The sequence below is a fragment of the Arthrobacter sp. 01L42 genome, assembly GCF_056400005.1.
Genome location: NZ_JBFTSL010000002.1, coordinates 1 through 23,220, shown reverse-complemented (window position 1 = coordinate 23,220; position 23,220 = coordinate 1). Strand labels below are relative to the sequence as shown.

20 protein-coding genes are annotated in these 23,220 nt (G+C 67.2%); 9 read left to right on the top strand and 11 right to left on the bottom strand.

All coding sequences use genetic code 11. The features are described 5' to 3' along the window. Positions 1 to 2,709 (bottom strand): nitrite reductase large subunit NirB, encoded by a 2,709-nt coding sequence (nirB, locus tag AC1DN2_RS02140; protein WP_476849034.1) that lies wholly within the window; start codon positions 2,707 to 2,709, stop codon positions 1 to 3. A gap of 256 nt (positions 2,710 to 2,965) precedes the next feature. On the opposite strand from nirB, the gene nirD reads away from it, so the two are divergent. Beyond that, on the top strand, positions 2,966 to 3,346 hold the full coding sequence (gene nirD, locus AC1DN2_RS02135) for a nitrite reductase small subunit NirD (protein ID WP_476849033.1): 381 nt from the start codon (positions 2,966 to 2,968) through the stop codon (positions 3,344 to 3,346). On the opposite strand, the gene AC1DN2_RS02130 is transcribed toward nirD, so the two are convergent. Next, complete coding sequence (locus AC1DN2_RS02130) at positions 3,343 to 5,082, bottom strand: phospho-sugar mutase (RefSeq protein WP_476849032.1); 1,740 nt, start codon at positions 5,080 to 5,082, stop codon at positions 3,343 to 3,345. The genes nirD and AC1DN2_RS02130 overlap by 4 nt on opposite strands. 127 nt (positions 5,083 to 5,209) lie before the next feature. On the opposite strand from AC1DN2_RS02130, the gene AC1DN2_RS02125 reads away from it, so the two are divergent. Beyond that, positions 5,210 to 5,689 carry an RrF2 family transcriptional regulator gene (locus AC1DN2_RS02125; protein ID WP_028278356.1) on the top strand — a complete coding sequence of 160 codons (480 nt, stop codon included), beginning with the start codon at positions 5,210 to 5,212 and terminating at the stop codon, positions 5,687 to 5,689. Positions 5,690 to 5,740: 51 nt separating this feature from the next. On the opposite strand, the gene AC1DN2_RS02120 is transcribed toward AC1DN2_RS02125, so the two are convergent. After that, the gene (locus AC1DN2_RS02120) at positions 5,741 to 6,559 is read right to left on the bottom strand and encodes a purine-nucleoside phosphorylase (protein WP_028278355.1); all 819 of its coding nucleotides are present in this window, start codon (positions 6,557 to 6,559) and stop codon (positions 5,741 to 5,743) included. Between the two features lie 108 nt (positions 6,560 to 6,667). On the opposite strand from AC1DN2_RS02120, the gene AC1DN2_RS02115 reads away from it, so the two are divergent. The 3 genes from AC1DN2_RS02115 to AC1DN2_RS02105 all read left to right on the top strand — a co-directional run bounded on the left by AC1DN2_RS02115 (position 6,668) and on the right by AC1DN2_RS02105 (position 9,510). Further along, on the top strand, positions 6,668 to 8,083 hold the full coding sequence (locus tag AC1DN2_RS02115) for an NAD(P)H-quinone dehydrogenase (RefSeq protein WP_243179722.1): 1,416 nt from the start codon (positions 6,668 to 6,670) through the stop codon (positions 8,081 to 8,083). Between the two features lie 53 nt (positions 8,084 to 8,136). Further along, complete coding sequence (locus tag AC1DN2_RS02110; RefSeq protein ID WP_476849031.1) at positions 8,137 to 8,862, top strand: hypothetical protein; 726 nt, start codon at positions 8,137 to 8,139, stop codon at positions 8,860 to 8,862. A 174-nt stretch (positions 8,863 to 9,036) separates the two neighbouring features. Next, the gene (locus AC1DN2_RS02105; RefSeq protein ID WP_476849030.1) at positions 9,037 to 9,510 is read left to right on the top strand and encodes a DUF805 domain-containing protein; all 474 of its coding nucleotides are present in this window, start codon (positions 9,037 to 9,039) and stop codon (positions 9,508 to 9,510) included. A 224-nt stretch (positions 9,511 to 9,734) separates the two neighbouring features. Here AC1DN2_RS02105 and AC1DN2_RS02100 read toward each other — a convergent pair whose 3' ends face one another. Next, positions 9,735 to 11,192: a benzaldehyde dehydrogenase gene (locus AC1DN2_RS02100; RefSeq protein ID WP_476849029.1), complete on the bottom strand. Its 1,458-nt coding sequence runs from the start codon at positions 11,190 to 11,192 to the stop codon at positions 9,735 to 9,737. A gap of 188 nt (positions 11,193 to 11,380) precedes the next feature. Here AC1DN2_RS02100 and AC1DN2_RS02095 point away from each other — a divergent pair, with 188 nt between their 5' ends. Beyond that, positions 11,381 to 11,926 (top strand): flavodoxin domain-containing protein, encoded by a 546-nt coding sequence (locus AC1DN2_RS02095; protein ID WP_476849028.1) that lies wholly within the window; start codon positions 11,381 to 11,383, stop codon positions 11,924 to 11,926. 3 nt (positions 11,927 to 11,929) lie between these two features. Here AC1DN2_RS02095 and AC1DN2_RS02090 read toward each other — a convergent pair whose 3' ends face one another. From AC1DN2_RS02090 to AC1DN2_RS02080, 3 genes are all read right to left on the bottom strand, one after another. Beyond that, the gene (locus AC1DN2_RS02090; RefSeq protein ID WP_476849027.1) at positions 11,930 to 12,622 is read right to left on the bottom strand and encodes a hypothetical protein; all 693 of its coding nucleotides are present in this window, start codon (positions 12,620 to 12,622) and stop codon (positions 11,930 to 11,932) included. 76 nt (positions 12,623 to 12,698) lie between these two features. Further along, positions 12,699 to 13,337: a hypothetical protein gene (locus tag AC1DN2_RS02085; protein WP_476849026.1), complete on the bottom strand. Its 639-nt coding sequence runs from the start codon at positions 13,335 to 13,337 to the stop codon at positions 12,699 to 12,701. 337 nt (positions 13,338 to 13,674) lie between these two features. Further along, the gene (locus tag AC1DN2_RS02080) at positions 13,675 to 13,896 is read right to left on the bottom strand and encodes a hypothetical protein (RefSeq protein ID WP_230009052.1); all 222 of its coding nucleotides are present in this window, start codon (positions 13,894 to 13,896) and stop codon (positions 13,675 to 13,677) included. 607 nt (positions 13,897 to 14,503) lie between these two features. Between AC1DN2_RS02080 and AC1DN2_RS02075 the strand changes: the two genes are divergently transcribed. Next, positions 14,504 to 14,857 carry a hypothetical protein gene (locus tag AC1DN2_RS02075; RefSeq protein ID WP_476849025.1) on the top strand — a complete coding sequence of 118 codons (354 nt, stop codon included), beginning with the start codon at positions 14,504 to 14,506 and terminating at the stop codon, positions 14,855 to 14,857. Positions 14,858 to 15,162: 305 nt separating this feature from the next. Here AC1DN2_RS02075 and AC1DN2_RS02070 read toward each other — a convergent pair whose 3' ends face one another. The 4 genes from AC1DN2_RS02070 to AC1DN2_RS02055 form a co-directional block, all read right to left on the bottom strand. After that, entirely contained in the window at positions 15,163 to 15,876 is a 714-nt protein-coding gene (locus AC1DN2_RS02070; protein ID WP_476849024.1) for a hypothetical protein, read from the bottom strand. A gap of 91 nt (positions 15,877 to 15,967) precedes the next feature. Next, a complete protein-coding gene (locus tag AC1DN2_RS02065; protein ID WP_476849023.1) occupies positions 15,968 to 17,527 on the bottom strand; it encodes an FAD-dependent oxidoreductase in 1,560 nt (519 codons plus the stop codon). Further along, positions 17,524 to 19,815 (bottom strand): molybdopterin oxidoreductase family protein, encoded by a 2,292-nt coding sequence (locus AC1DN2_RS02060; protein ID WP_476849022.1) that lies wholly within the window; start codon positions 19,813 to 19,815, stop codon positions 17,524 to 17,526. The genes AC1DN2_RS02065 and AC1DN2_RS02060 overlap by 4 nt, the downstream gene beginning before the upstream one ends. Position 19,816: 1 nt before the next feature. Then, a complete protein-coding gene (locus tag AC1DN2_RS02055; RefSeq protein ID WP_476849155.1) occupies positions 19,817 to 21,208 on the bottom strand; it encodes an MFS transporter in 1,392 nt (463 codons plus the stop codon). 319 nt (positions 21,209 to 21,527) lie between these two features. On the opposite strand from AC1DN2_RS02055, the gene AC1DN2_RS02050 reads away from it, so the two are divergent. Then, entirely contained in the window at positions 21,528 to 22,940 is a 1,413-nt protein-coding gene (locus AC1DN2_RS02050; RefSeq protein WP_476849021.1) for an MFS transporter, read from the top strand. Positions 22,941 to 23,037: 97 nt separating this feature from the next. Further along, on the top strand, positions 23,038 to 23,220 hold a 183-nt coding region (locus AC1DN2_RS02045), incomplete at its 3' end, for a hypothetical protein (protein WP_476849020.1).

Sequence of the window (23,220 nt, the reverse complement as noted above, 5' to 3'; positions counted from 1 at the left end):
CTATACCTCGTTCTCGTCAGGCAGTCCCGGGGTGGTGGCTCGGACCGGAATGGAAGCCCCGATCAGGACCGGCTGCTGCCCGGCCCGCGCCTTCTCCTCCGCTGTCGCGGGGCGCATCTGGCCGCGCTCGTCGGAGACGAAGGTGATCGAATCGTCTTTCTGGTCCGGGGCGTTGACGAAGGAGCGGAAGCGGCGGAGGCGCTCGGGATCCTTCAGGGTGTCGGCCCATTCGTCGACGTAGGTGTCAACGTGCTTGGCCATGGCGGCTTCGAGGTCCTCGGCAATGCCCAGGGTGTCGTGGACCACCACGTCCTCGACGTGCTTGATGCCGCCGTCGAGCTCTTCCTGCCAGCGCGCGGTGCGCTGCAGCCGGTCGGCCGTGCGGATGTAGTACATGAAGTAGCGGTCGATGTACCTGATCAGGGTTTCGTCGTCGAGGTCCTTGGCCAGCAGCTGGGCGTGCGCCGGAGTGGCGCCGCCGTTGCCGCCGACGTACAGGTTCCAGCCGTCGGCGGTGGCGATGACGCCGACGTCCTTGCCCCGGGCCTCCGCACATTCGCGGGCGCAGCCGGAGACGCCCATCTTCAGCTTGTGCGGGCTGCGGAGGCCGCGGTAGCGCAGCTCGAGCGCGATGGCCATGGCCACCGAATCCTGGACCCCGAAGCGGCACCAGGTGGAGCCGACGCAGGACTTCACCGTGCGCAGGCTCTTGCCGTAGGCCTGGCCGGATTCGAAGCCGGCATCGACCAGGACCTTCCAGATTTCGGGCAGCTGCTCCAGCCGGGCGCCGAACATGTCGATCCGCTGCCCGCCGGTGATCTTGGTGTAGAGGCCGTACTGCTCGGCGACCGCGGCGATCACGCCGAGTTTCTTCGGGGTGATCTCGCCGCCGGCGATCCGCGGGACCACCGAGTAGGTGCCGTCCTTTTGCATGTTGGCCAGGGCGCGGTCGTTGGTGTCCTGCAGGGTGCCGCGGCCGGCGTCCAGGACGTAGGCGCTGTTCTGGCTGGCGAGGATGTTGGCGATGGTCGGCTTGCAGATATCGCAGCCGGCGCCGGTGCCGTACTTGGCCATGATCTCCTCGAAGGAGGTCAGCTCCAGGACCCGGATGGCGTCGAAGAGTTCCTGGCGGGAGAGCTCGATGTGTTCGCACAGGGCCTTGGAGACTTCGACGCCGGACTTGGTCAGTTCGGTTTCGAGCAGCTTCTTGAGCATCGGCACGCAGGAACCGCAGCTGGTGCCGGCGCGGGTGCAGCCCTTGAGCTCGCCGAGTTCCCGGACCGGCGCGTTCCCGTCGCAGCTCCCGCAGCCGTTGACGGTGTCACGGATGGTTCCGGCCGAGACGTTGTTGCAGGAACACAGGATCGCGTCATCCGGCAGTTGGATCTCCAAGACTCCGTCCCCGGCGTCACCGCCGCCGGCCGCTGTGAGGTAGGCGCCGGGTTCGGCGGCCAGTTCGCGGCCCAGCATGGGGCGCAGGGAGGTGTAGGGCGAGGCGTCGCCGACGAAGATGCCGCCGAGCAGGGTCTTGGCATCGTCGGTGGTGACGATCTTCTGGTAGACGCCGCGGGCGGGGTCGGCGTAGACGATCTCGAGCGCGTGTTCCGTGCGGGCGAAGGCGTCACCGAAGCTGGCGACGTCGACGCCGGAGAGCTTGAGCTTGGTGGCGGTGTCGAAGCCGGGGAAGGTCGCGTCGCCGCCGTGCAGCCGGTCCGCGACGATTTCGGCCATCGTGTTGGCCGGGGCCACGAGTCCCAAGCACATGCCGCCGAAGTTGGCGACCTCGCCGATCGCCCAGATGCCGGGAACCTCCGTGGAACAGTCGTCGGAGATGACGACGCCGCCGCGCTGGCCGAGCTGGAACTGCTGCGGTCCCTTTTGCCCATCCGGGCCATCCGCCGCCCGGAACAGTTCGTCGCGGGGCCGCACGCCGATCGCGACGATCACGATGTCGGCGTCGATGATCCGGCCGTCGGCCATGAGGACGCCGGTGACCTGGCCGTCGTCGTCAGAGATGACCTCGGAGGGGAACACCCCGCCGTGGACGGTGAAGCCCTTGGCCTCGATCAGCCGGCCGAGCGCCTGGCCGGCACCCTCGTCCAGCTGGGTGTTCATGAGCCACGGCGAGCCGTTGATGACGATCGGGGTGGCGCCGAGCTGTTCGGTGCCGGCGGCTGATTCCAGGCCCAGCAGACCGCCGCCGATCGTGACCGCGTTGACCTTCCGGCCCAGCTTCGCGGTGAGGTCCGCGATGGCCTTGTTGATGGACCAGACGTCCTCAAGGGTGCGGTACACATGGGTGAGTTCGGCGCCCGGGATGGGCAGGCGGGCAGCGTCCGAGCCCGTCGCTACCACCAGCTCGTCATAGGGATAAATGGTTCCCGCCGCGGTCCGGACGGTCTTGCCGGCGGCGTCGATGCTGGTGACGCGCTCGCCGGTCTTGAGGTTCAGGGCCGTGTGGTCCCACATGGAAGCGCTGCCCAGGGTGAGGTCGACGTCGCTGTCGGTGAGTGCCTTGCTCAGCGCGACGCGGTCATAGGGGAGGTGGGCTTCCTCGGTGAGGACGGTAACGTGCCAGCCATCGAGTCCGCGGGCGTGCATGGCATCGGCGAACCGGTGCGCTGCGGGGCCGCCGCCGGCCACCACAATACGGCGCGGGGCGGCGCTGGTTGCGCCCTGGATCGGGTGGCTTGAGGGGTGTCCGGTCACGGTGGGCCTTTCGCATGGGCCGCAGACGGTGCTCTGCAGCTTGTCGTCCCAGACTAGGCAACCGGAATTTCGCTTCAGTTTCCCTTATGTTTCGTGATCTTAACTTCTGCATCACGAATGCATTTCCCGCCGTGTGAGCTCTCTTTTACGCGCCGGACACATCCGGCGCGTCCGGATGAAACACCGCGCGCCTAGCTTGAATATGTGGCCGCAGCAGCGGTTGAGCCCGTAAGGGATGTATCAGAGAGGGGCCGGGATGACCGCCGTACTTGAAACCGCCGTACACGACGTTGAGGACCAAATTACTGAAGCCGCAGCCGGCTGGCACCGGGTGTGCGCCGTGGCGGACCTGGAACCCGCCTGGGGCGAGGCGGCACTGATTGCGGGCCGCCAGGTGGCCGTGTTCCGCACCCTGTCCGGTGAGGTTTTCGCCGTCGCGCAGGAGGACCCGGCCACCGGGGCGAACGTCATGGCACGCGGCATCACCGGATCCCGCGGGGACCGGCCCACGGTGGCATCTCCGTTGCACAAGGAGGTCTACGACCTCGGCACCGGAGAATGCCTCGGCAGCCCGGAACTCCGCCTCGCCACCTTCGGTACCCGGATTGTGGGCGGGTACATTGAGGTGCGGCTCTAGAGGCCCAGTGCCTCGCGGACGTCCGCAAGGACGCCGTCCAGGGCCGTGCGGGCCTCGTCCCGGGCTGCCGGAAGCTCGGCGGCCGAGCCGACACTGCGGATGACTTCCAGGTAGCACTTGAGCTTCGGTTCCGTGCCGCTGGGACGGATGATCACGCGGCTGAGGTCCCGGGTCAGGTACAGCAGGCCCTCGGTGGGCGGGAGGAGTTCGCTGCCCTCGGCAAGGTCCGTGACGACCTCGACGCCGGAGCCGCCAAACGATTCCGGCGGGCTCACGCGCAGCCGGTTCATCATCGCGTCCAGCAGGCCGAGGTCCGCCACCCGGATGCTGAGCTGGTCGCTCGCGTGCAGCCCGTGCACCAGGTACAGCTCGTCCAGGGTGTCAAAGATCGTCTTGCCCTCGGCCTTTGCGGCCGCCGCGAGTTCGGCAATGAGGACCGCGGCCGAAATGCCGTCCTTGTCGCGCACCAGCGAAGGAGCAACGCAGTAGCCCAGCGCCTCCTCGTAGCCGTAGACCAGCCCCGGCACCCGGGCAATCCACTTGAAGCCGGTCAGGGTTTCCTCGTGCGCGTAGCCTGCCGCGGCCGCGATCCGCGCCAGCAGCCGGGAGGACACGATCGAGTTGGCGAACACGCCGGCCGGTGCTTCGCCACTGGCGGCCTGCCGCGCCACGATGTGGGCACCGAGCAATGCGCCTACCTCGTCGCCGCGCAGCATGCGCCACGCGCCGGTATCAGGATCCTTCGCCGCCACCGCTGCCCGGTCGGCGTCGGGATCGTTGGCGATCACGATGTCGGCGTCCTCGCGCGTCGCCGCCTCGAGGGCGAGATCCAGCGCCCCGGGCTCCTCCGGGTTCGGGAAGTTGACCGTGGGGAAGTCCGGATCCGGCTGCGCCTGTTCGGTGACGAGCGTGACGTCGTCGAATCCGGCGGCGTTCAGCACCGCCACGGCCGTTTCTCCGCCCACCCCGTGCATGGGGGTCAGGACGATCTTCAGCCCGCGGGCCGGGAAGTGCTCAGGAACCGCCAGGGCCGCGACGGCGCGCTGGTAGTCGGTCGCGATCGAGGGCTCCAGCACAGTCCACCCGTCCGCGGCCAGGACGATCGAGTCCAGGGCACCGACGGCGTCGATCTTCGCCGCTATCAGGGCATCGTAGGGTGCCACGATCTGTGCGCCGCGGCCGCTTTCCTCCACCGCGTGACGGCCGAGGTACACCTTGTAGCCGTTGTCCTGCGGCGGGTTGTGGCTGGCGGTGACCATGACGCCGCCGTCGCAGTCCAGCGCCCGCACGGCGTAGGCGAGCAGCGGGGTGGGCAGCGCTGCCGGCATCAGGAAGGTCTCAACCCCCGCCGCGGTGAGGATCGCCGCTGTTTCCTCGGCGAAAATGTCGGAGTTGTAACGGGCGTCATAGCCGACGACGGCGCGCGGCCGGGTGCCGGGGGAGGCCTGCCCGACCGCGTTGGTGAGGAAGGCGGTGAAGCCGGCGGCGGCGCGGCGGACCACCACGCGGTTCATCCGGTTCGGACCCGGGCCGAGGGCTGCCCGCAGTCCAGCGGTGCCGAACTGCAGGGTGCCGCTGAAGCTGTCGGCCAGTTCCTGGCGGGCCGCGGCGACGCCCCCGTCGGCGCGGCGGACGAGTTCGGAGAGTGCGGCGGCGGTGGCGGGGTCCGGGTCCTGGCTTGCCCAATCGCGGGCATCGCTCAGGAGGCGGGCGAGTTCGGCATCAGAAGACGTCATGGAACCAAACTATCGCCAATCGTGGGCGATTCCTGCCCAGACAATCGGGAGTTCGGGTTTCAGTTCCATCTCGAGGCTTTTCGCGGGACCTTGACACCCAAATTTCCGGACACGTAACGTCTGGAATATGAAGATGGGCCGTGGTGTCGAATGGGCCGTGCACAGTTGCGTCAACATGGCATGGACACCGCCCGGTGAACCGGTGAACAGTGCCCGGCTGGCAGAGTTCTACAAACTCCCGGCGGCCTATCTCAACAAGCAGTTTCAGTCGCTGGTCCGCGCCGGCGTCCTGGACTCGGTGTCGGGTCCCCGCGGCGGCTTTCTCTTGGCGCGCCGGCCCGAAAATATCACCGTGCTGGACATCGTGCTGGCGCTGGAGGGCCAGGACCCGGCGTTCCGGTGCGAGGCGATCCTCGGAAATGTTCCGGAACCGGACCGGCAGGAGAACTTCGCGCGGACGTGCCTGATTTCCCAGACCATGCGCCAGGCCGAACTCGCCTGGCGGCAGGCGCTGGCCCGCCAGAGCATCGCCGGGATCGCGGACTCGATGGAGCGGCGGTTCCCGGCGGATAAAGCAAAGGTCCTGGACTACCTGGCCGCGGAATAGCCGCAGCCGGGTGGCCCAGGACCTGTCGCGGGGCCCAGCCCAGAGCCAGGATCAGAGCTTGGCGATGATGTCTGCCAGCAGCTTGGAAATCCGCGGGCCGGCGGCCTCGCCGGCCTCGAGGACTTCCCCGTGGCTGAGCGGCACGGGGCTGATCCCGGCGGCGAGGTTGGTCACCAGCGAGATGCCGAAGACCTCCATGCCGGCGTGACGGCCGGCGATCGCCTCAAGCGCCGTGGACATGCCCACCAGGTCGGCGCCGATCCGCTTGGCGTACTGCACCTCGGCGGGCGTCTCATAGTGCGGGCCGGTGAACTGGGCGTAGACGCCCTCGTCCAGCGAGGGGTCCACCTCGCGGGCCAGCCCGCGGATCCGGGAGGAGTACAGGTCCGTCAGGTCCACGAACGTTGCCCCTTCCAACGGAGAGGTGGCGGTGAGGTTGATGTGGTCGCTGATGAGCACCGGCGTGCCGGGCGTCCAGTTCTCGTTAAGCCCGCCGCAGCCGTTGGTCAGCACGAGGGTCTTGCAGCCGGCCGCGGCGGCGGTGCGCACCCCGTGCACCACGGCTCGGACGCCCTTGCCCTCGTAGTAGTGCGTGCGTGCGCCCAGTACCAGGGCGCGCTTGCCCTCTTTGGTCAGGACCGAGCGGATTGTGCCCACGTGCCCCACCACGGACGGTGCGGAGAAGCCGGGGATTTCGGCGGCGGACAAGGTGGCGGTCGTCTCGCCGATGAGCTCGGCGGCGTCGCCCCAGCCCGAGCCGAGGACCAGCGCGACGTCATGGGAGTCGACGCCCGTCTCTGCAGCGATGTAGTCGGCGGCGGCGCGGGCGGCGTCGAAAGGGTCCGTGTTCAGGAATTCTGTTGTACTCACCGGTACAAGTTATCGCGGCCGGGGCCCGCTGCCCAGCATGCACGGCCGGACCCGCGCGCGGCCCGGATTCTTGGTGGCTCCGGTTCAGATGGTGGACAATGGTTGATTGTGACTACGCATCCTGACTTCAGCTCACCCCGCATCGCAATTCTCGGCGGAGGCCCTGGCGGCTACGAGGCCGCCATGGTCGCCGCCTCGCTGGGGGCGCAGGTCACCATCATCGAGCGTGCGGGCCTCGGCGGCTCGGCGGTGCTGACCGACGTCGTTCCGTCCAAAACCCTGATCGCGACGGCAGATCTGATGACCCGCGTCGGCGAGGCCGGCGAGCTCGGGGTTAAATTCGACCTCGACGGCGGCGACTGCACCCCCACGATGCGCGCGGACCTCAAGCACATCAACGACCGCCTGCTGCGGCTGGCGCGGAAGCAGTCGGAGGACATCCAAGTCGGGCTGGAACACCAGAACGTCCGCATCCTGATCGGTTCCGGCAGGCTGCTGGACAACCACACCATCGAGGTCCTCACCGCCAACGGCACCGAGACGGTGGAAGCAGACACCATCCTGCTGGCGGTCGGCGCCCACCCGCGCGAACTGCCCACGGCCCGCCCGGACGGTGAGCGCATCCTCAACTGGGCCCAGATCTACAACATGGACGTGCTCCCCGAAGAGCTGATCGTGGTGGGTTCCGGCGTCACGGGCGCGGAATTCGCCTCGGCCTACAACGGCCTGGGTTCCAAGGTCACCCTGATTTCCAGCCGCGACCGCGTGCTGCCGGGCTCGGACACCGACGCCGCCGAGGTCCTCGAGGGCGTCTTCGAACGCCGCGGGCTTAAGGTCCTCTCCCGCGCCCGCGCCGAGACCGTCGAGCGCACGGACGACGGCGTCGTGGTCACCCTCGGCGACGGTTCGAAGGTGACCGGCAGCCACTGCCTGGTCTGCGTCGGCTCCATCCCCAACACGGCCGGCATCGGCCTGGAGGAAGCCGGCGTCGCGCTGACCGAGAGCGGCCACATCAAGGTCGACGGCGTCTCGCGCACCACTGCGCCGAACATCTACGCCGCGGGCGACTGCACCGGCGTGCTGGCGCTCGCCTCCGTCGCCGCGATGCAGGGCCGGATCGCGATCGCGCACTTCCTGGGCGACAGTGTCATGCCCCTTAAGCTGCACCAGGTGGCATCCAACATCTTCACCTCGCCCGAGATTGCGAACGTGGGCGTCTCCGAGGCCGAGATTGATTCGGGCAAGTACCAGGCCGACGTCATCAAGCTGTCCCTGCGCAGCAACGCCCGCGCCAAGATGCGCAACCACCGCGACGGTTTCATCAAAATCTTCGCCCGCAAGGGCTCCGGCACCGTGATCGGCGGGGTGGTGGTGGGCCCGAACGCCTCCGAGCTCATCTTCGCGATCTCGATCGCCGTGACCCAGAAGCTGCACGTCGACGACGTCGCCAGCACTTTCACCGTGTACCCGTCCCTGAGTGGCTCCATCTCCGAAGCAGCCCGGCGGCTCCACGTCCACATGTAGATTGCGCACGTAGAGTTACAGAGCGGGCCCGCCGCAATCCGGAGGCTGATGCCATGCAGAGTCCCCAGGCGCTGGTTGAAGCCGCCGAGCGGGCCGCCGCGCGCTCTACTGCGCACGGCGCCGCGGGGGACGTCGCGGGGGAAGAAGAAACCTTCACCGGGTTCGGCGTCACCGGGGTTCCGTTCAGTTCAGGCTACGTACTGGCGTTGCGGCGCTTCGCCGGGTCATCGATCGGGCCGGGGTACACCTCGGTCTGGATCCGCGACCCCGCCGGAGCATGGTCAATGCATGGCACCGTGGCCCCAGGACTCTCGTGCCCCCGGTACTTCGGCGCCGCCCTCGATTCGGCGTCAACCTCCCGCATTTCCCTCACGTGGAGCGGCAGCCACGCTTTCACGGTCGACGTCGACGGCGGCGCTGCGCTGCACTGGCAGCTCACGCTGCGCTCCACGACGATCACCAGATTCATGACGGTGGTGTCCGGTGCCGTTCCGGACCGGCTGTGGCGCAGCCGGGCGTTCCTGCGCGCCATGGGTGCCGTTGCCGGACCGCTCCTCGGGGCGGGCCACCTGGGCCTGACTGGCCTCGCCCCCAACGGCCAACGATTTGCCGTCCACCCTCGGCGCATGTGGTTCGTCGCAGACAGCCGGGCCGTGCTCAAGGGACGCGACTTGGGAGAACCCGCTGCCTTGCCAGTCCAGGACAGGTTGGGGGACTTCTGGATACCCCGGCGCGGCATCCTGATGATGGGAACCGCGGTGTTCGAGCCGGGAGATTAAGCACGACGGTTGACCGGCGCCTGAGGTTCCGCGTCCACTGATCCGGGTCTAGCCTCCTGCGCCGCACACATGCGCGGGTGAACGCAGTGTAAATTCTCGCCGCCCAACAGGCATTCATGTCCGCCGGCGGCCCTAGGATGAATCTCGTCATTCGCACTCATTCAAGGGGACTACATGAGTTATCCGCAGCAACCGAATGCATTTCTGCCCCAGACCGGAGAGACTCCGCTTTGGGCGCCGCTCTATGGGGCTACCCTCAAGCAGGCCGTCCAGCGATTCTTCAAGAAATACGCCATCTTCTCCGGCCGGGCAAGCCGCAGTGAGTACTGGTGGTGGGCACTGGTGTCCCTCATCGTCGGGATAGTCATCAACATCATCACCAGCACCGGCACGACGACTAATGCGTCCGGAACCGCCGTGACGGGACCGGGTGCCATTGTCGGCTTGATCCTTGCTGTCATTTGGGGGCTCGGGACAATCGTTCCGTCCGTGGCCCTGCTGGCGCGGCGCCTCCACGACGTGAACCTGAGCGCCTGGCTGATCCTGCTGGTCCTGGTGCCGTTCCTCGGCGGCCTGGCGCTGTTGGTGATGACAATTCTGCCCTCCAACCCTGCCGGCCAGCGGTTCGACCAGCCCTCCGGCTACTAGTGCGCTTCCGCTGAGCGAAGAATCCCTGGCCGGGAATCCGGGCAGGGATTCTTCGTTTTCGGCAGTCGGGCGCACCGCCGTGCGGGGGCCGCGGTTTCGCGTCAACGTCGCAACACCTGACTGGGAAGGGTGCTGTTTTATGGGACGTTCGGCGCGTCGTTTGCGGAAAATGGGACCACCGGCTCCGCGCCATCCGCGGCGGGGAACTCCCGCATTCACCCGGCCTAAAACGGGTACGGCGCGATGTCCGGCCGCACGGTCAGCCACTGGATTTCCGTGAAGGATTCCATGTTGGCGTGATGGCCGCCGATCCGCGAGCCGTTGCCCGAGTTCTTGACCCCGCCGAAGGGCGAGTTGGCCTCGTCGGATACGGTCTGTTCGTTGATGTGGACCTTGCCGGAGTCGAGCCGGTCGGCGATCGTCATGGCCATGCCGACGTCGCCGAGAATCCCGATGGAGAGCCCGTATTCGTTGTCGTTGGCCAGGGCCACGGCCTCGTCCACGGTGGAGAACTTCATCACCGGCGCCACGGGGCCGAAGATTTCGTCCTTCCACGCCGGGCTGGCGAGGTCGAGGTCGGCGAGCACGGTGGGCTGGTAGAAGCGGCCGTCGTGGCTGCCGCCGGCGGCCAGGCGCGCGCCGCCCTGCACCGCGTCCTGAACGATCGTGTCCACCCGGTGGAGCTGCTTCTCGTCGATTACCGGGCCCAGCGCCACTGTTCCGCTCTTCGGGTCGCCTACCGGTAGATGGCGGGCCTGTTCCGCCAGGGCGCTGACGTAGTCCTCGTAGATGTCCTCGTGCACGATATGCCGGCCGGACGCCATGCAGATCTGACCCTGGTGCATGAAGGAGCCAAACGCGGCGGCGGAGACAGCTTTGGGGAGGTCGACGCCGGGCAGCACGATCATTGCGTTGTTCCCACCGAGTTCCAGGTGGGCGCGCTTGAGCAGCCGGCCGGCCGCCTCGCCCACTTTGCGCCCTGCCGCCGTCGACCCCGTGAAGGCGATGACGCGGACCTCGGGTGCCTCTACGACGGCCGAGCCGATCTCGGCGCCGCCGGGCAGCAGGGAGAGCAGGCCGGGCGGAAGACCCGCCTCCTCGAACACCCGGACCAAGGTGACGCCACCACAGACCGCAGTGCGCGGGTCCGGTTTGAGCAGGACGGCGTTGCCAAGGGCCAGCGCCGGGGCGACTGCGCGGATGGAGAGGATCAGCGGGAAGTTGAACGGTGCAATCACCGAAACGACGCCGACGGGCCGGCGCCGGGCGAAGGACCAGCGGCTCTCGTTTGAGGTCAGCACGTCGCCAGCCGGGAGTGAGGGCAGGGCGGAGGCGTCGTAGCATTCGTTGGCCGCGATGTGGGTTTCCAGCCCGGCTTTGGGCGGGATCCCGCCGGATTCGCGGACGATCCAGGCCTGGATTTCCGCCGAGTGTTCCTCCCAGAGTTGTCCCGCGCGGCGGAGCACGGCGGCGCGGTCTTCCGGGTTGCGGGCGGCCCAGTCCTTTTGCGCTTTCGCGGCTACAGCGGCGGCTTCGCGGACATCCTCCACCGAGGCCACGCCATAGCGGCCCAGCGTTTCTCCGGTGGCTGGTTCGACGGCGTCACCGGTCCCGCCGCGCCCGGGCCGCCAGCCGCTGAGGTAGATCTTGCCGTCCCAGAGGGCGGAGTCGAGCAGGGACATGTTGCGTCCTTTCATCGAGGGTTCTGCTTGTGTACCGGCCGGTCGAATCAGAACCGCACCGGGCCTTCGTCCATCTCATGTCGGTAGGCCGCCGCCGTCAAGAGTGCGGGCGTCAAGAGGGCCGTGCGTCGCCGCCCGCGGGACCTTCGGCCGTAGTGCGTCACAGCCGGGCGAGGTCAACTTGGCACATGGCCAAAATCTATATCCCCTACGGGACCGTCGAAGGACAAACCGCCCAGATCGTGGAGTACATCGCCGAGGTGGTCCGGGCGAACGGGCACCAGGCGGAGACGGCGGACCTCAAGCATTCCCCGGACCCTCTTCCGGGCGGCTATGACGGCGTGATCGTGGCGGCCTCGGTGCACGTGGGAAAACACGAGGGGTACGTCGCAGACTTCGTGAAGAAGAACCGCGCTGAGCTCGAACGCTTGCCGTCGGCCCTGGTTTCGGTGAGCATGGCCGCACACGGAGACGAGCAGACCGCGGAGGGCTACGCGGAGAAGTTCGAGCAGGACACGGGCTGGCGGCCCGCCCACGTCGGGTTGTTCGCCGGCGCCGTGCTCTATACCCACTACGGGTTCATCAAGAAGCACGTCATGAAGAAGATCGCCAGCGACAAGGGATCCCCGGACACGGACACGTCCCGTGATTACGTGTACACCGAGTGGGACGGCGTCCGGCGCTTCACGGAGGACTTCCTGGCCCGGTTCGCCGAGCCGCCCGCCCAGCCGTAGGGCTCAGGAGTAGGCGTACGGCGGAACCGTGTCGCCGGGGGTGAAGGGTATGAACCACTGCTCGAAATCCAGACTTGCGGCGTCGTCCTCGAGAACGTCAAGGTTGTCGGAGTAGAGCGCGTCACTGTCGGCATCCTCCAACAGGACTTCCTCGACGTCGGCCCGCCAGTCCTCCGGAAGATCCAGTTCGTAGATGTCCTCGGTGATTTCCGCCTGATCGAGCAGGCAGCGGACGGCTAGTTCCGCTGCAAGGCAGCCGGGGGCGGTCCAGCCCCGGACCAGCGACGCGGTGACGTCGGCCGCGACCACGATGAACTTCTGGGTGAACTTCGCGTCGTAGCTGGCGGCGAACTGTGGCGGCAGCGAGGACAGGACGGAGGTCCCGGCGATGTCGGCCGGCGTGAGAACATCCAGCGTGCTGAGCGTTCCGAGATCGCGGAACAACTGGTCGATCAGAATGCTGGACGAGTTCCACAGGAGTCCGGCCAGCAGACGGGTCTGGCCCACGGCTTTGCGCCGGTCTTCGGAGGAGACGGAGGCCATTTCGGCCAGGTCCTCGGGATCAAACTGGAGCCGCTGCTCGGCTGTCATGTCGTCCGGGTGGGGGTCGAGCCCAAGCAGTTCCAGGCTCAACCCGGTCAGCTTCCGGGCGTCGGCCAGCAGTTCTTCGGTGATGTCGTCGTCGTCGGCGCTCATGGCCCCGATGCTACCCGCCGTTGGCCCGCGGCCCGATTTGCGTTACGCGGCCGGGTTTGGCGGCGGTGCGGCAGCCCTAGGCGGCCGCGGGGTGGATGGTTCCCGACGTCGAACCCGTCCTGGCCATCCGGACGGACAGCAGATAGGCGATCCCGCAGGACAGGGGAACCAGGCTGGCCGCGATCAGCGATCCGACCGCACCCGACCTTCCGATGATCGTGATCAACAGCGGCAACACCCCCAGGCCCACCAGCAGCCAGCCGGCCAGTGCGGTAACTTTCAGGCCGAGGATTGCGGCCGGGAACGCCAGCGCGAGAACGCTGACGGCGATAAGGGGGCCGTTGTCGTTGAGGAAGGCGCTCAGGGCAGCGGGGTCGAAGGCGAGCCACACGCACGCGGCAATGAAGGCCGAGGCGAGGGCGAGCAGCAGGGGAGCGGTTGCCGCCGGCCAGAACCAGGCAGAGACCGCGAGGATGAACATCGGAACCACCCAGGCGAGCGTGATCAGCGTTCCGGTTGTTCCGCCCGGGTCCTGCATCGCGAAGCCGCCGATGAAGATTCCCCCGATGATGGTGAACGCCGCCATGACGGCCGCTCCGGTGCGCGTCAGCGCGGCCGCCCGCCGTTGCGGATCCTTGTCGCGCGACATGACAACGCCCATCACGACGGCGAACACAACGATCGCGCCGAGCGCCAAAATGACCGGGACGTTCATGGGATGCCTCCTGCGGCTGAACGGAACCTACGTTCATTGCAGCCCCGCCCCTCGGCCGTGCCAAGGGGAGAAAGGCCCGCTTCGGAGCTAGTGGAGTTGCTGAGTGCCCTGAACTCCGGGCTTCCCGATTATTGTTCAACCCAGATGGCGTGGGACAGCCGAACCGTATGTGGCAACTTGGCCTGCCCCGCAGTCCGGGGTGGCCGGACGCACTATACCGAGAGGGGAATGGGATGCACCTCGTCCGCAGGGTGACCCGTGCGGTCATGAATGCGCTTCACAGCATCCGCGGCTTTAATGTTCCTCTTCGGGGGAATGGTGACCGCCTGCTCCAAAGTTACGGACGGTTAAACTCCTGCTGCCACCGTGCCTTATCCCACCTCTCCTGCAGCTTTCGGTCCATGGTCCATTTACTCTCCCATGTGTCGAAGTTGGCCTTGAAGGTGGGCACGTAGTAATTGGAGCCCTTGCGGTGGGTTCTCTTCTTGAGTCTCAGCAAGAGGCCGAGCAGGATCCACACTGCGATGAGAATTACGACCAGGAAGAATACTGTCTCCACGGGCAACCAGTCCTCGAAGGGGTTTAATGCCCCCAGTTTAATCCAAGTAGCGCCGGATAACGAAGCATGCCGCTTCCCACCGGCAGTGCCACTGCCCGTACCGTTGTCGCACGAACAGGAGTTCTGTTCGCCGGTAGGGAAAACAGGTGAGACCTTCGTCCTTCTAAGCCCCCAAGTGTCGCAAGCGTGCGTCTGACTGACAATGGCCGGACTCGGACTCGGACTTGCCCGACGTGCGGTTACAGCTGGCGGGAGGTTGGTGCACTGCGTTTCAACAAGGTCCGGGCTCCCCAATTCACGCACGACGTCAAGACCAGGACGGGGATTGCATTGGTAGAGCATGACCGCTTCGAAGTAGCGATCGATATTCCCATGCTGACTATGTCCGGGCTGCCCTGTATGTGTTCGTTCCGGTGTGGTTTGGTAGGCGGCGTACCCCAAGCGGAGGGTCCACGCCAGAGCACTCACGGTGGTCGGGCCTCTCCTCAGTTCCTTCTCATCATCCGGCCCGACATTGTGATGACCATGAGGACGACAACTCACCTGCGGGGCGATCAGGAAAAAAAGACCTCTACCTCCTGGTGCGTCGAAAATGCATAATGGCGTCATGTTCCTTTTCGTGCTAGTAGCCATTTTGCTGCTGGTCTTGTTTTGGCAATACATCGTGGCTGGGATCGGCCTGTGGGTGCTCGTGCTGATCATGCGCACCTTGATCAATTGGACGATCGCCGACCCCAAGCCGAACTACCGCCGGGAGCACGTTCAGACCCGGCCTGTGGCCAGGCCCGTCCAGGCTCGCCCTGTTGCCAAGTCCATCCAGACCCGGCCAGCGGCCAAGCCCAGGCCTGCCCTCGAGTTGCCACGGCCCGACTATCTGCCCAGGTGGACTGCCAGCCGCCGGCTGGATGCCGCCCGCGAGCATGCCCAGTGGCAGAAGAATTTCGACAACGCAGCGCAGTAAACCCCGCCGGCCCGGGGTCTAAAAGGGGTAGCGGGGCCGCACCGGTGTCCGGCGGAGAGCGTATTCCGGGGCGCCGGAACCATGGCCCGGTCCAGCTGTGCCTCGCGGGCATCGATGGCGGAAACCCCGCGGATATAGTTCGCCGCCACGCCCAACACGGCTGCCCGTTCACCGATACGCGGGCAACGTTTCTGAACTGGGCCTCAGGCTTGTTCGACCTTGCCGACCACACGCCCGATTAGCTGTAGGTGGTAAACGTACGACCCACACCTGGTACCGGCAACATTGTTGTTGCGCACGCGGAGTCAGTCGCCCGTCTGCGACGTTGCCGACCAGTACCACGTGTGTGAGGCGGGATAAGGACGCCGCCTCGTTCGTGGGGTGAAGTCCTCGTCCGTGGCGTCGACTATCTTTAGCTGGCCGCCCTCGTCAACCATCCTCGCAAGGTCGGCCCTGCTCAACTGCTCGGCCAGCCTCTGCCGGACTGCCTCGGTCACCTCGAAGAGGCGATCGTCCACTGTTTCGACGAGTTCGCGGAAAAGCTCCACGAGCGGAGGCGGCAGCGTCTGCGACGCGGTCATTGCCGACACATCCCGCACTCGAAGGGTTGAGGCATCGAGGACACCCACCGGAAAAGTTGTCGCCACGTTTGATTGCGAGTGCGCAATCGTGGTGTTCCTGAATGCCCCCACCAGCTGGTGAATGTCTAAGAGCTCATCGGGGATGGCGATGTGGTCGGTCAGTGGCTTGCGCACGTTCGAGTGGAAGTAGGTGCGGCAGTATGCGACGACGGCGAAGGCGATCAGATAGGCGCCCGCGTCCTCGAGCTGAGAGCCCTCCCCACGGGACTTGATCGCGAGATCGAGGGCATGGCGAGCTTCAGCAAGATCCGCCCCGTAGCTCGACAACTCGACGAACAACCGAGCATCTGCGGAGTCCGGTACCGTCACGATCTTTAAAATTGATTCCTCAGCGCTGTTCACCGGACCATCATCGCCGAGATCGACTACCGCGGCCATCGTTGCGACATGTGTCGCATTGTCGGGCGGACGCCAGACACAAGATGCTGACGGCCTTCGTCGGTGTTGGGGCGCAGCAGTGGCCGGATGATCAGGCAGCCGCCCCCTGAAAGTGGGCCTCGATGATGCCCTTGATGTCCTCGTGGCAGCCGCCGCAGCCCGTGCCGGCGCGGGTGGACGCCGATACCTCGGGCACCGTTCCGCAGCCCTCGGACACGGCCGTAGCAATCGCCGTGCCGCTGACGCCGGCGCACCGGCAGACGGTCCGGGCGGGGTCGGCGGCACCCGCGGAAGCGATCTGGTCCGGCCCGTCCAGGCGCAGCAGCAGTGACCTGTCGGCGGGCAGTTCCGCGCCGCGTTCGAAGAGCTGCACCAGCTCGGCCGAGGTTCGCGGCATGCCCACGGCCACGAGCCCTTCCAGCACGCCGGCGCGGGTGGTCATCTTGACGTAGCGGCCGTGCTCGGGATCGGCCCACTGGGCGATCTGCAGCCGGGGCCGGCCGTTCACGGACCCGGAGCTCAAGGCTTCCTCGTCCCAGGGATCTGCGGACACGTCCCCGGCCACGGCCATGTTCATGCCGCGGGCCTTGAGCACGATCACGCCCGGCAGTTCCGCCGGCAGGGACGGCAAAGCCTCGGCCTCCGCCTCGGCGCCGGACGCCAGCAGGGTCAGATAGTCGGCGAGCCATTCGGCCTGCCGCCAGCCCGGGCCGACCAGCCCGGAGGGTCCCTTCGCAGTCCGGCACTGAACGCACTCGGGGTCCGGGCAGCGGACCTCGGCGCAGTCGCCGATCGCGAAGATGTGGGGCTCGTGGTGGGCGCGGAGCTTGTGGTCCACCAGGATCCCGGCACCGGTGGAGAGCCCGCAGCCCTCCGCCAGTTCGGTCCGCGGCCGGACACCGCAGGAGAGGACCAGGAGGTCGCCGTCGATCGCGGAGCCGTCATCCAGCAACAAGGCGGAGAAACCGCCGTCGCGCGCGTTGTGTTCGACGCCGACCGAGCGGGCGTTGCCGGCCACCCGCACGCCGCAGTTCCGCAGGGACGCCGCGAGCACGGCGCCGCCGCCGCGGTCGATGTTCCGGCCCAAGGGATGCGGGCCGTTGTGCACCACGGTCACCGTGGCGCCTTCCTCAGCCGCGGCGAGGGCCGTCTCCAGGCCCAGCACACCGCCGCCCAGGACCACCACGCGCTTGCCGCCGGCCACGGCCGAGTGGAGCACGGACGCGTCGCGGAGATCGCGCAGGGCGGTCACGCCCGGCGGCAGCACCGGCGCGGCCGGGTCCGGGTTGAGCCCGGTCAGGTTGGGGATGACCGGCCGTGAACCGGTGGCGAAGACGAGCCGCTCGTAGCCGGGCGAGGTGCCGTCGCTCAACAAGACCTGCTGCCGGGCGCGGTCCAAGCGGCGGACGCGGACGCCCAGCCGGACATCGACGCCGTCGGCCACCAGTGCCGCCGCGTCCGCGAGGGCCAGTGCGGCCGGCGTCGTCCGCCCGACGCCAAGGTCCGCCACCAGCACTCGGTTGTACGCCGCCTCGGACTCTTCGCCGACCACGGTCAGGTGTGCGATGCCGCTGCGCACGGCCGGCAGCAGCTCGTCGATCAGCCTCGCGGCGACTGGCCCGAAGCCCACCACCACAATCCGCTCAGTCATGAGGTCTCCTCTGCTTGAAGAACGCGGGCTGGAACGCCGCTGTGCATGCCGGCCAGGGCATCCAGGGAAGCTGCCGGGCGGATCCACACTTTGCTGGTCTTGAACTCGGGCATCCCGGAAATGGGGTCCGTGGCCGCCTCCGTGAGCCGGTTGGCGCTCTCGAGCTCCGGGAAGTGGAACGGCAGGAACACCGTCTCCGGGCGGATATCTGTGGTCAGCTCGGCGCGGCAGCTGACCACGCCGCGTTCGTTGGAAATCGAGACGTAGTCGCCGTCGGCGATGCCCTGGGCGGCAGCCGCGGCGGGGTGGAGCTGGAGCCGCGCCTCCGGCCGTGCCTCGGCCAGGGCGGCCACCCGGCGGGTCTGCGCGCCGGACTGGTAGTGCTCCATCAGGCGGCCGGTAATGAGGGTCATCGGCGTGCCGGGACGATCGTCGCCGGCTCGGTCGTCCCGCTGGTCCGCCCGGCGGTCCGCCGCGGACGGGACGCCCGCAGAAGAAGAACGACGCCGGGGCGTCACCGGCGTGAACGCTGCCCGGCCGCCCGCATGGGCGAAGGCGTCCAGGAAGAGCCGCGGCGTGCCCGCGCTCCCGGCGGGGTAGGGCCAGTAGGCGGCCTCGCCGCGGTCCAGCATGGCGTAGTCGATCCCGGAGTAGTCGGCCAGGCCGCCGGAGGAAGCGAGCCGGAGCTCCTCGAACACTGTTTCCGGATCCTCGCTGAAGGTGGAGGGCGCGTGCAGCATTTCGGCCAGCCGGGTCATGATCCACAGCTCGCTGCGGACACCGGGCGGGGGAGTGAGGGCCCGGCGGCGGCGGAGCACGCGGCCCTCGAGGTTGGTGAGGGTTCCTTCTTCCTCGGCCCACTGGGTCACCGGCAGGACCAGGTCCGCCTCGGCGGCGGTCTCGGAGAGGAAGAAGTCGCACACCACCAGGAAGTCCAGGCTGCGCAGGCCCGCGATCACGGCATTCGCATCCGGGGCGGACACCGCCACGTTGGCGCCGTGCACGAAGAGGCACCGGACGCCGTCGGGCTGTCCCAGCGACTTGAGCAGTTCGACGGCGGGAAGGCCGGGGCCGGGAATCAGGGGTTCGGGCACGCCCCAGACCCTGGCCATGTGGGCGCGGGCGGCGGGATCGGTGATCTTCCGGTAGCCGGGGAGCTGGTCCGACTTCTGGCCGTGTTCGCGGCCGCCCTGGCCGTTGCCCTGGCCGGTGAGCGTGCCGTAGCCGCTGCGCGCGGAGCCCGGCAGGCCCAGCAGGAGGGAGAGGTTAATGGCGGCCGTGGCGGTGTCAGTGCCGTCCACGTGCTGTTCGACGCCGCGGCCGGTGAGGATGTAGCTGCCGCCCTTGCCGGCGCCGTCGGCCAGCCGCCGGGCGGTTTCACGGATCAGCCCGGCGGGGACGCCGGTGATCGACTGGACCCGTTCGGGCCAAAAGCTTCCGACGCTGCGGACCGCGGCGTCATAACCCGTGGTCCGGTCCGCGATGTATCGCGCGTCCGCGAGGCCCTCGTGGATCACCGCGTGGGAGATGCCCAGGAGCAGGGCGAGGTCGGTGCCGGGCAACGGCTGCAGGTGCAGCCCGCCGCCGTCGGAGGTGAAGGCGGCGGTGGCGGAGCGCCGGGGGTCGACGACGATCAGGCCGCCGGCGTCGCGCGCCCCCTGGAGGTGCTGGACGAAGGGCGGCATGGTCTCGGCAACGTTGGAGCCGAGCATCAGGATGGTGCTGGCGGTGTCGAGGTCCGCGAGCGGGAACGGGAGCCCGCGGTCCAGGCCGAAGGCGCGCATGCCGGCCGCGGCGGCCGAGGACATGCAGAACCGCCCGTTGTAGTCGATCCGTGAGGTGCCCAAAGCCAGCCTGGCGAACTTGCCCAGCTGGTAGGCCTTCTCATTGGTGAGGCCGCCGCCGCCAAACACGCCGACGGCGTCAGCCCCGTGCTCGAGGCGGGCCTGCTTTACGGCGGAGACGATCCGCATGAGGGCCTCGTCCCAGCTTACCGGGTGGTGGACGCCGTCGGCGCCCTTCAGCAGGGGCTCCGTGACGCGGCCCGGGTGGTCCAGCAACGAGGCGGAGGTCCAGCCCTTGCGGCACAAGCCGCCGCGGTTGGTGGGGAAGTCCCGTCCGGCGACTGTCAGGAGCGGCGCGGTCGTTGGGGTAGTGGCGGGGCCCGGTGCAGCGTCTACGGGGTCTGACCCCGGCTGGACAGCCGGGGTCAGAGCCGCTGGAGATGTGAGCGTCATGGCGCACTGCAGAGCGCAGTAAGGGCAGTGCGTGTCGGCGCTTTTGGTCATGTTAGACGTGTCCCATCGCATTTCGGTTGGCGTTGCGGATGTAGCAGAACCAGCAGACCACCAGCATCAGCACGTAGGCCCCCACGAAGCCGTAGAACGCCGAGGTGTAGGAACCGCTGGCGGTGTTGGAGGCGTTGAGGACCTGGGGGATGATGAATCCGCCGTAGGCGCCGATGGCCGAGATCAGGCCGAGGGCCGAGGACGCGAGCCGCTGGGTGGTGTGCGTGCTGGCCCCGGCGCGGGCGGCCCGGCTGGAGGTGGCGAAGATGATCGGGATCATGCGGTAGGTGGCGCCGTTTCCGAAGCCGCTGGCAGTGAAGAGGAGCAGGAACAGGAAGAGGAAGAGCCAGAAGTTCTTCAGCGGCAGGGTCCAGAGCATGGTGAGGGTGATGACGGCCATGGCGGCGAAGGCGGCGACGGTCATGCGGGCCCCGCCCATCCGGTCTGCCATGCGTCCGCCGTACGGGCGGGCCAGGGAGCCGACCAGCGGGCCGAGGAAGGCCAGGGACAGGGCCACGGTGCCGACGGAGATGGAGGAAAATGCCGGGAAGTAGTCCTTGATGAGCTTGGGGAAGACGCCGGCGAAGCCGATGAAGGAGCCGAAGGTGCCGATGTACAGCAGCGCCATGATCCACAGGTGCGGCTCTTTGACCGCGGCCAGCGAACCTGCGACGTCGCCCTTGGCGCTGGTGAGGTTGTTCATGTACTTCCAGGCACCGAAGGCCGCCAGCAGGATCAGCGGAACCCACATGAACCCTGCGACGGGCAGGTTCACGGTGCCGGCTGCCAGCAGGGTGATGGCGATCGGCACGGCCAGCTGTGCGACGGCGGCACCGAGGTTTCCGCCGGCGGCGTTCAGGCCCAGGGCCCAGCCCTTTTCCCGTGCGGGGTAGAAGAAGGTGATGTTCGCCATCGAGCTGGCGAAGTTGCCGCCGCCGAAGCCGGCCAGCGCGGCCACGAACAGCATGACGCCGAACGGGGTGGCCGGGTTGGCGACGCACAGGCCCAGGCCGATCGTGGGGATCAGCAGCAACAGGGCGGACACGATGGTCCAGTTGCGGCCGCCGAAGCGGGGAACCATGAACGTGTAGGGGATCCGGAGCGTGGCGCCGACGAGGCTTGGCATGGAGATCAGCCAGAAGATCTCGTTGGTAGAGAATTTGAAGCCGGCGGAGGGAAGCTGGACCACCACGATCGACCACAGCTGCCAGACCACGAAGCCCAGGAACTCGGCGAAGATGGACCAGTTCAGGTTGCGCCGGGCGATCGAGCGGCCGGCCGACTCCCACTGCTCCTTGTTTTCCGCATCCCAGTTGGCGATCCAGCGGCCGGGCCGGTGGTCGAGGGTAAGGGTGCCGCCGGTACTGGCGGCGCCGACCTCTGCGGTGCCGATTTCGGCGGTGCGTTCAGCAGTCACTTGGGAGACCTCCTTGGGGGGTGATGTCCTTCAAAGGTAGGGACGCCGCGTTTCCGGGACGGACGCGGTTTATTAACGCGCTGTGACTTTTGCCTATCGGGGCTTTTATGACGATGTGAGAATAGGTGTGACGACCACCACGTGAGACAACGACACGAAGTCCAAATAGCGGACTATTTGTCCATTGACTGGACGGTGGGAACTATTATCAGACGTATACGAATCCCTAGCCGGCGGTCCCGGGCATCGGGCTCTTGGGGAAATATCCGACCGGTCTTCATGAAAGCGTTACTACATGTCATCCACTGCCACCTCCGCGGAGCATGGGTCCACCAAGCAGGTGAATTCGCGCGGCCGCGTGATTGTCGCCAGCCTGATCGGTACCACCGTCGAGTTCTATGACTTCTACGTTTACGCCACTGCGGCCGTGCTCGTTTTCCCGAAGCTCTTCTTCCCCGGGCAGAACGAGACGACCCAGCTGCTGGCATCCTTCGCCGTGTTCGGCGTCGCCTTCATCGCCCGCCCGCTCGGCTCGGTCATCTTCGGCCACTTCGGTGACAAGTTCGGCCGCAAGGGCACGCTCGTGGCCTCCCTGCTGACCATGGGCGTCGCCACCTTCCTGATCGGCTGCCTGCCGACGGCGAGCGTCCCGGGCTGGACCTTCCTGGCCCCGGCGCTCCTCGTGGTCCTGCGCTTCTGCCAGGGCCTGGCCCTCGGCGGCGAATGGAGTGGCGCGGCGCTGCTGGCCACCGAAAACGCCCCGGCAAACAAGCGCGCCATCTACGGCACGTTCCCGCAGCTGGGAGCCCCGATCGGCTTCATCATCGCCAACGTGATCTTCCTGGTCTTCAGCTACACCCTGACACCGGAAGCCTTCATGGAATGGGGCTGGCGGGTCCCGTTCCTGCTCAGTGCGGTCATGGTCATCATCGGTCTCTACGTGCGCCTCAAGCTGATCGAAACCCCGGCCTTCACCAAGGTCCTCGAATCCAACGAGGTTGCCAAGCTGCCGCTGGCACGGGTCTTCAAGACCAGCTGGCGCCCGCTGATCCTGGGCACGTTCATCATGCTTGCCACCTACGTGCTCTTCTACTTGATGACCACGTTCACGCTGACCTACGGCACCAGGGCATCCAGTCTGGACACGGCGAAGGCCGCCGCCGAAAAGGCCGGCAAGCCGATGACCGAGGCCGCTGCCGCTGCGTTCGTCCCGGGCCTGGGCTACAGCCGGAACGATTTCCTCTGGATGCTGATCGCCGGTGTCGTATTCTTCGGTATCTTCACGCTGGTCTCCGGCCCGCTGGCCGAAAAATTCGGCCGCCGCAAGATGCTGATTGTTGTAACTTTCGGCATCCTCGCCTTCGGCCTGCTGTTCGTTCCGCTGTTCAGCGCCGGATTCGTGGGCGCCATGGCGTTGCTGATCATCGGCTTCTCGCTCATGGGCCTGACGTTCGGTCCCATGGGTGCGCTCCTGCCGGAGTTGTTCCCGGGCAATGTCCGCTACACCGGCTCCGCCATCAGCTACAACGTCTCCAGCATCCTGGGCGCTGCCGTGGCTCCGTTCATCGCCGTCTGGCTCTGGGAACTGGCCGGTGGCAGCACCGTGCTGGTGGGTGTCTACCTCGCCGCCATGGCGGTGCTGACGCTGATCGCCCTGTTCGTGAGCAAGGAAACCCGGGACCTCGACTACACCAACAACGTAGCCTGACGTCCGGCCCTCTTTCCTGACAGAGGAAGCCCGGTGTGTTCATCTTGGGTTCTAGCGGTCGTTGCAACACCCAGAATTTTTGGGAGTTGCAACGACCGTGTCGTCTTTAACGGGTGAACCACGAACCAGCRGGAAATACACGCAGGAGCAGAAGGAAGAGTTCTTCCTCGTGTTTGACCGGCTCAAGAGCACGCGGAAGGCGGCCAGGGAGCTCGGATTGAGCCCCGACACGTGCGCCGGCTGGGTGCGGAAAGCCGGGCTAAGGAGCCATGGGAAACCG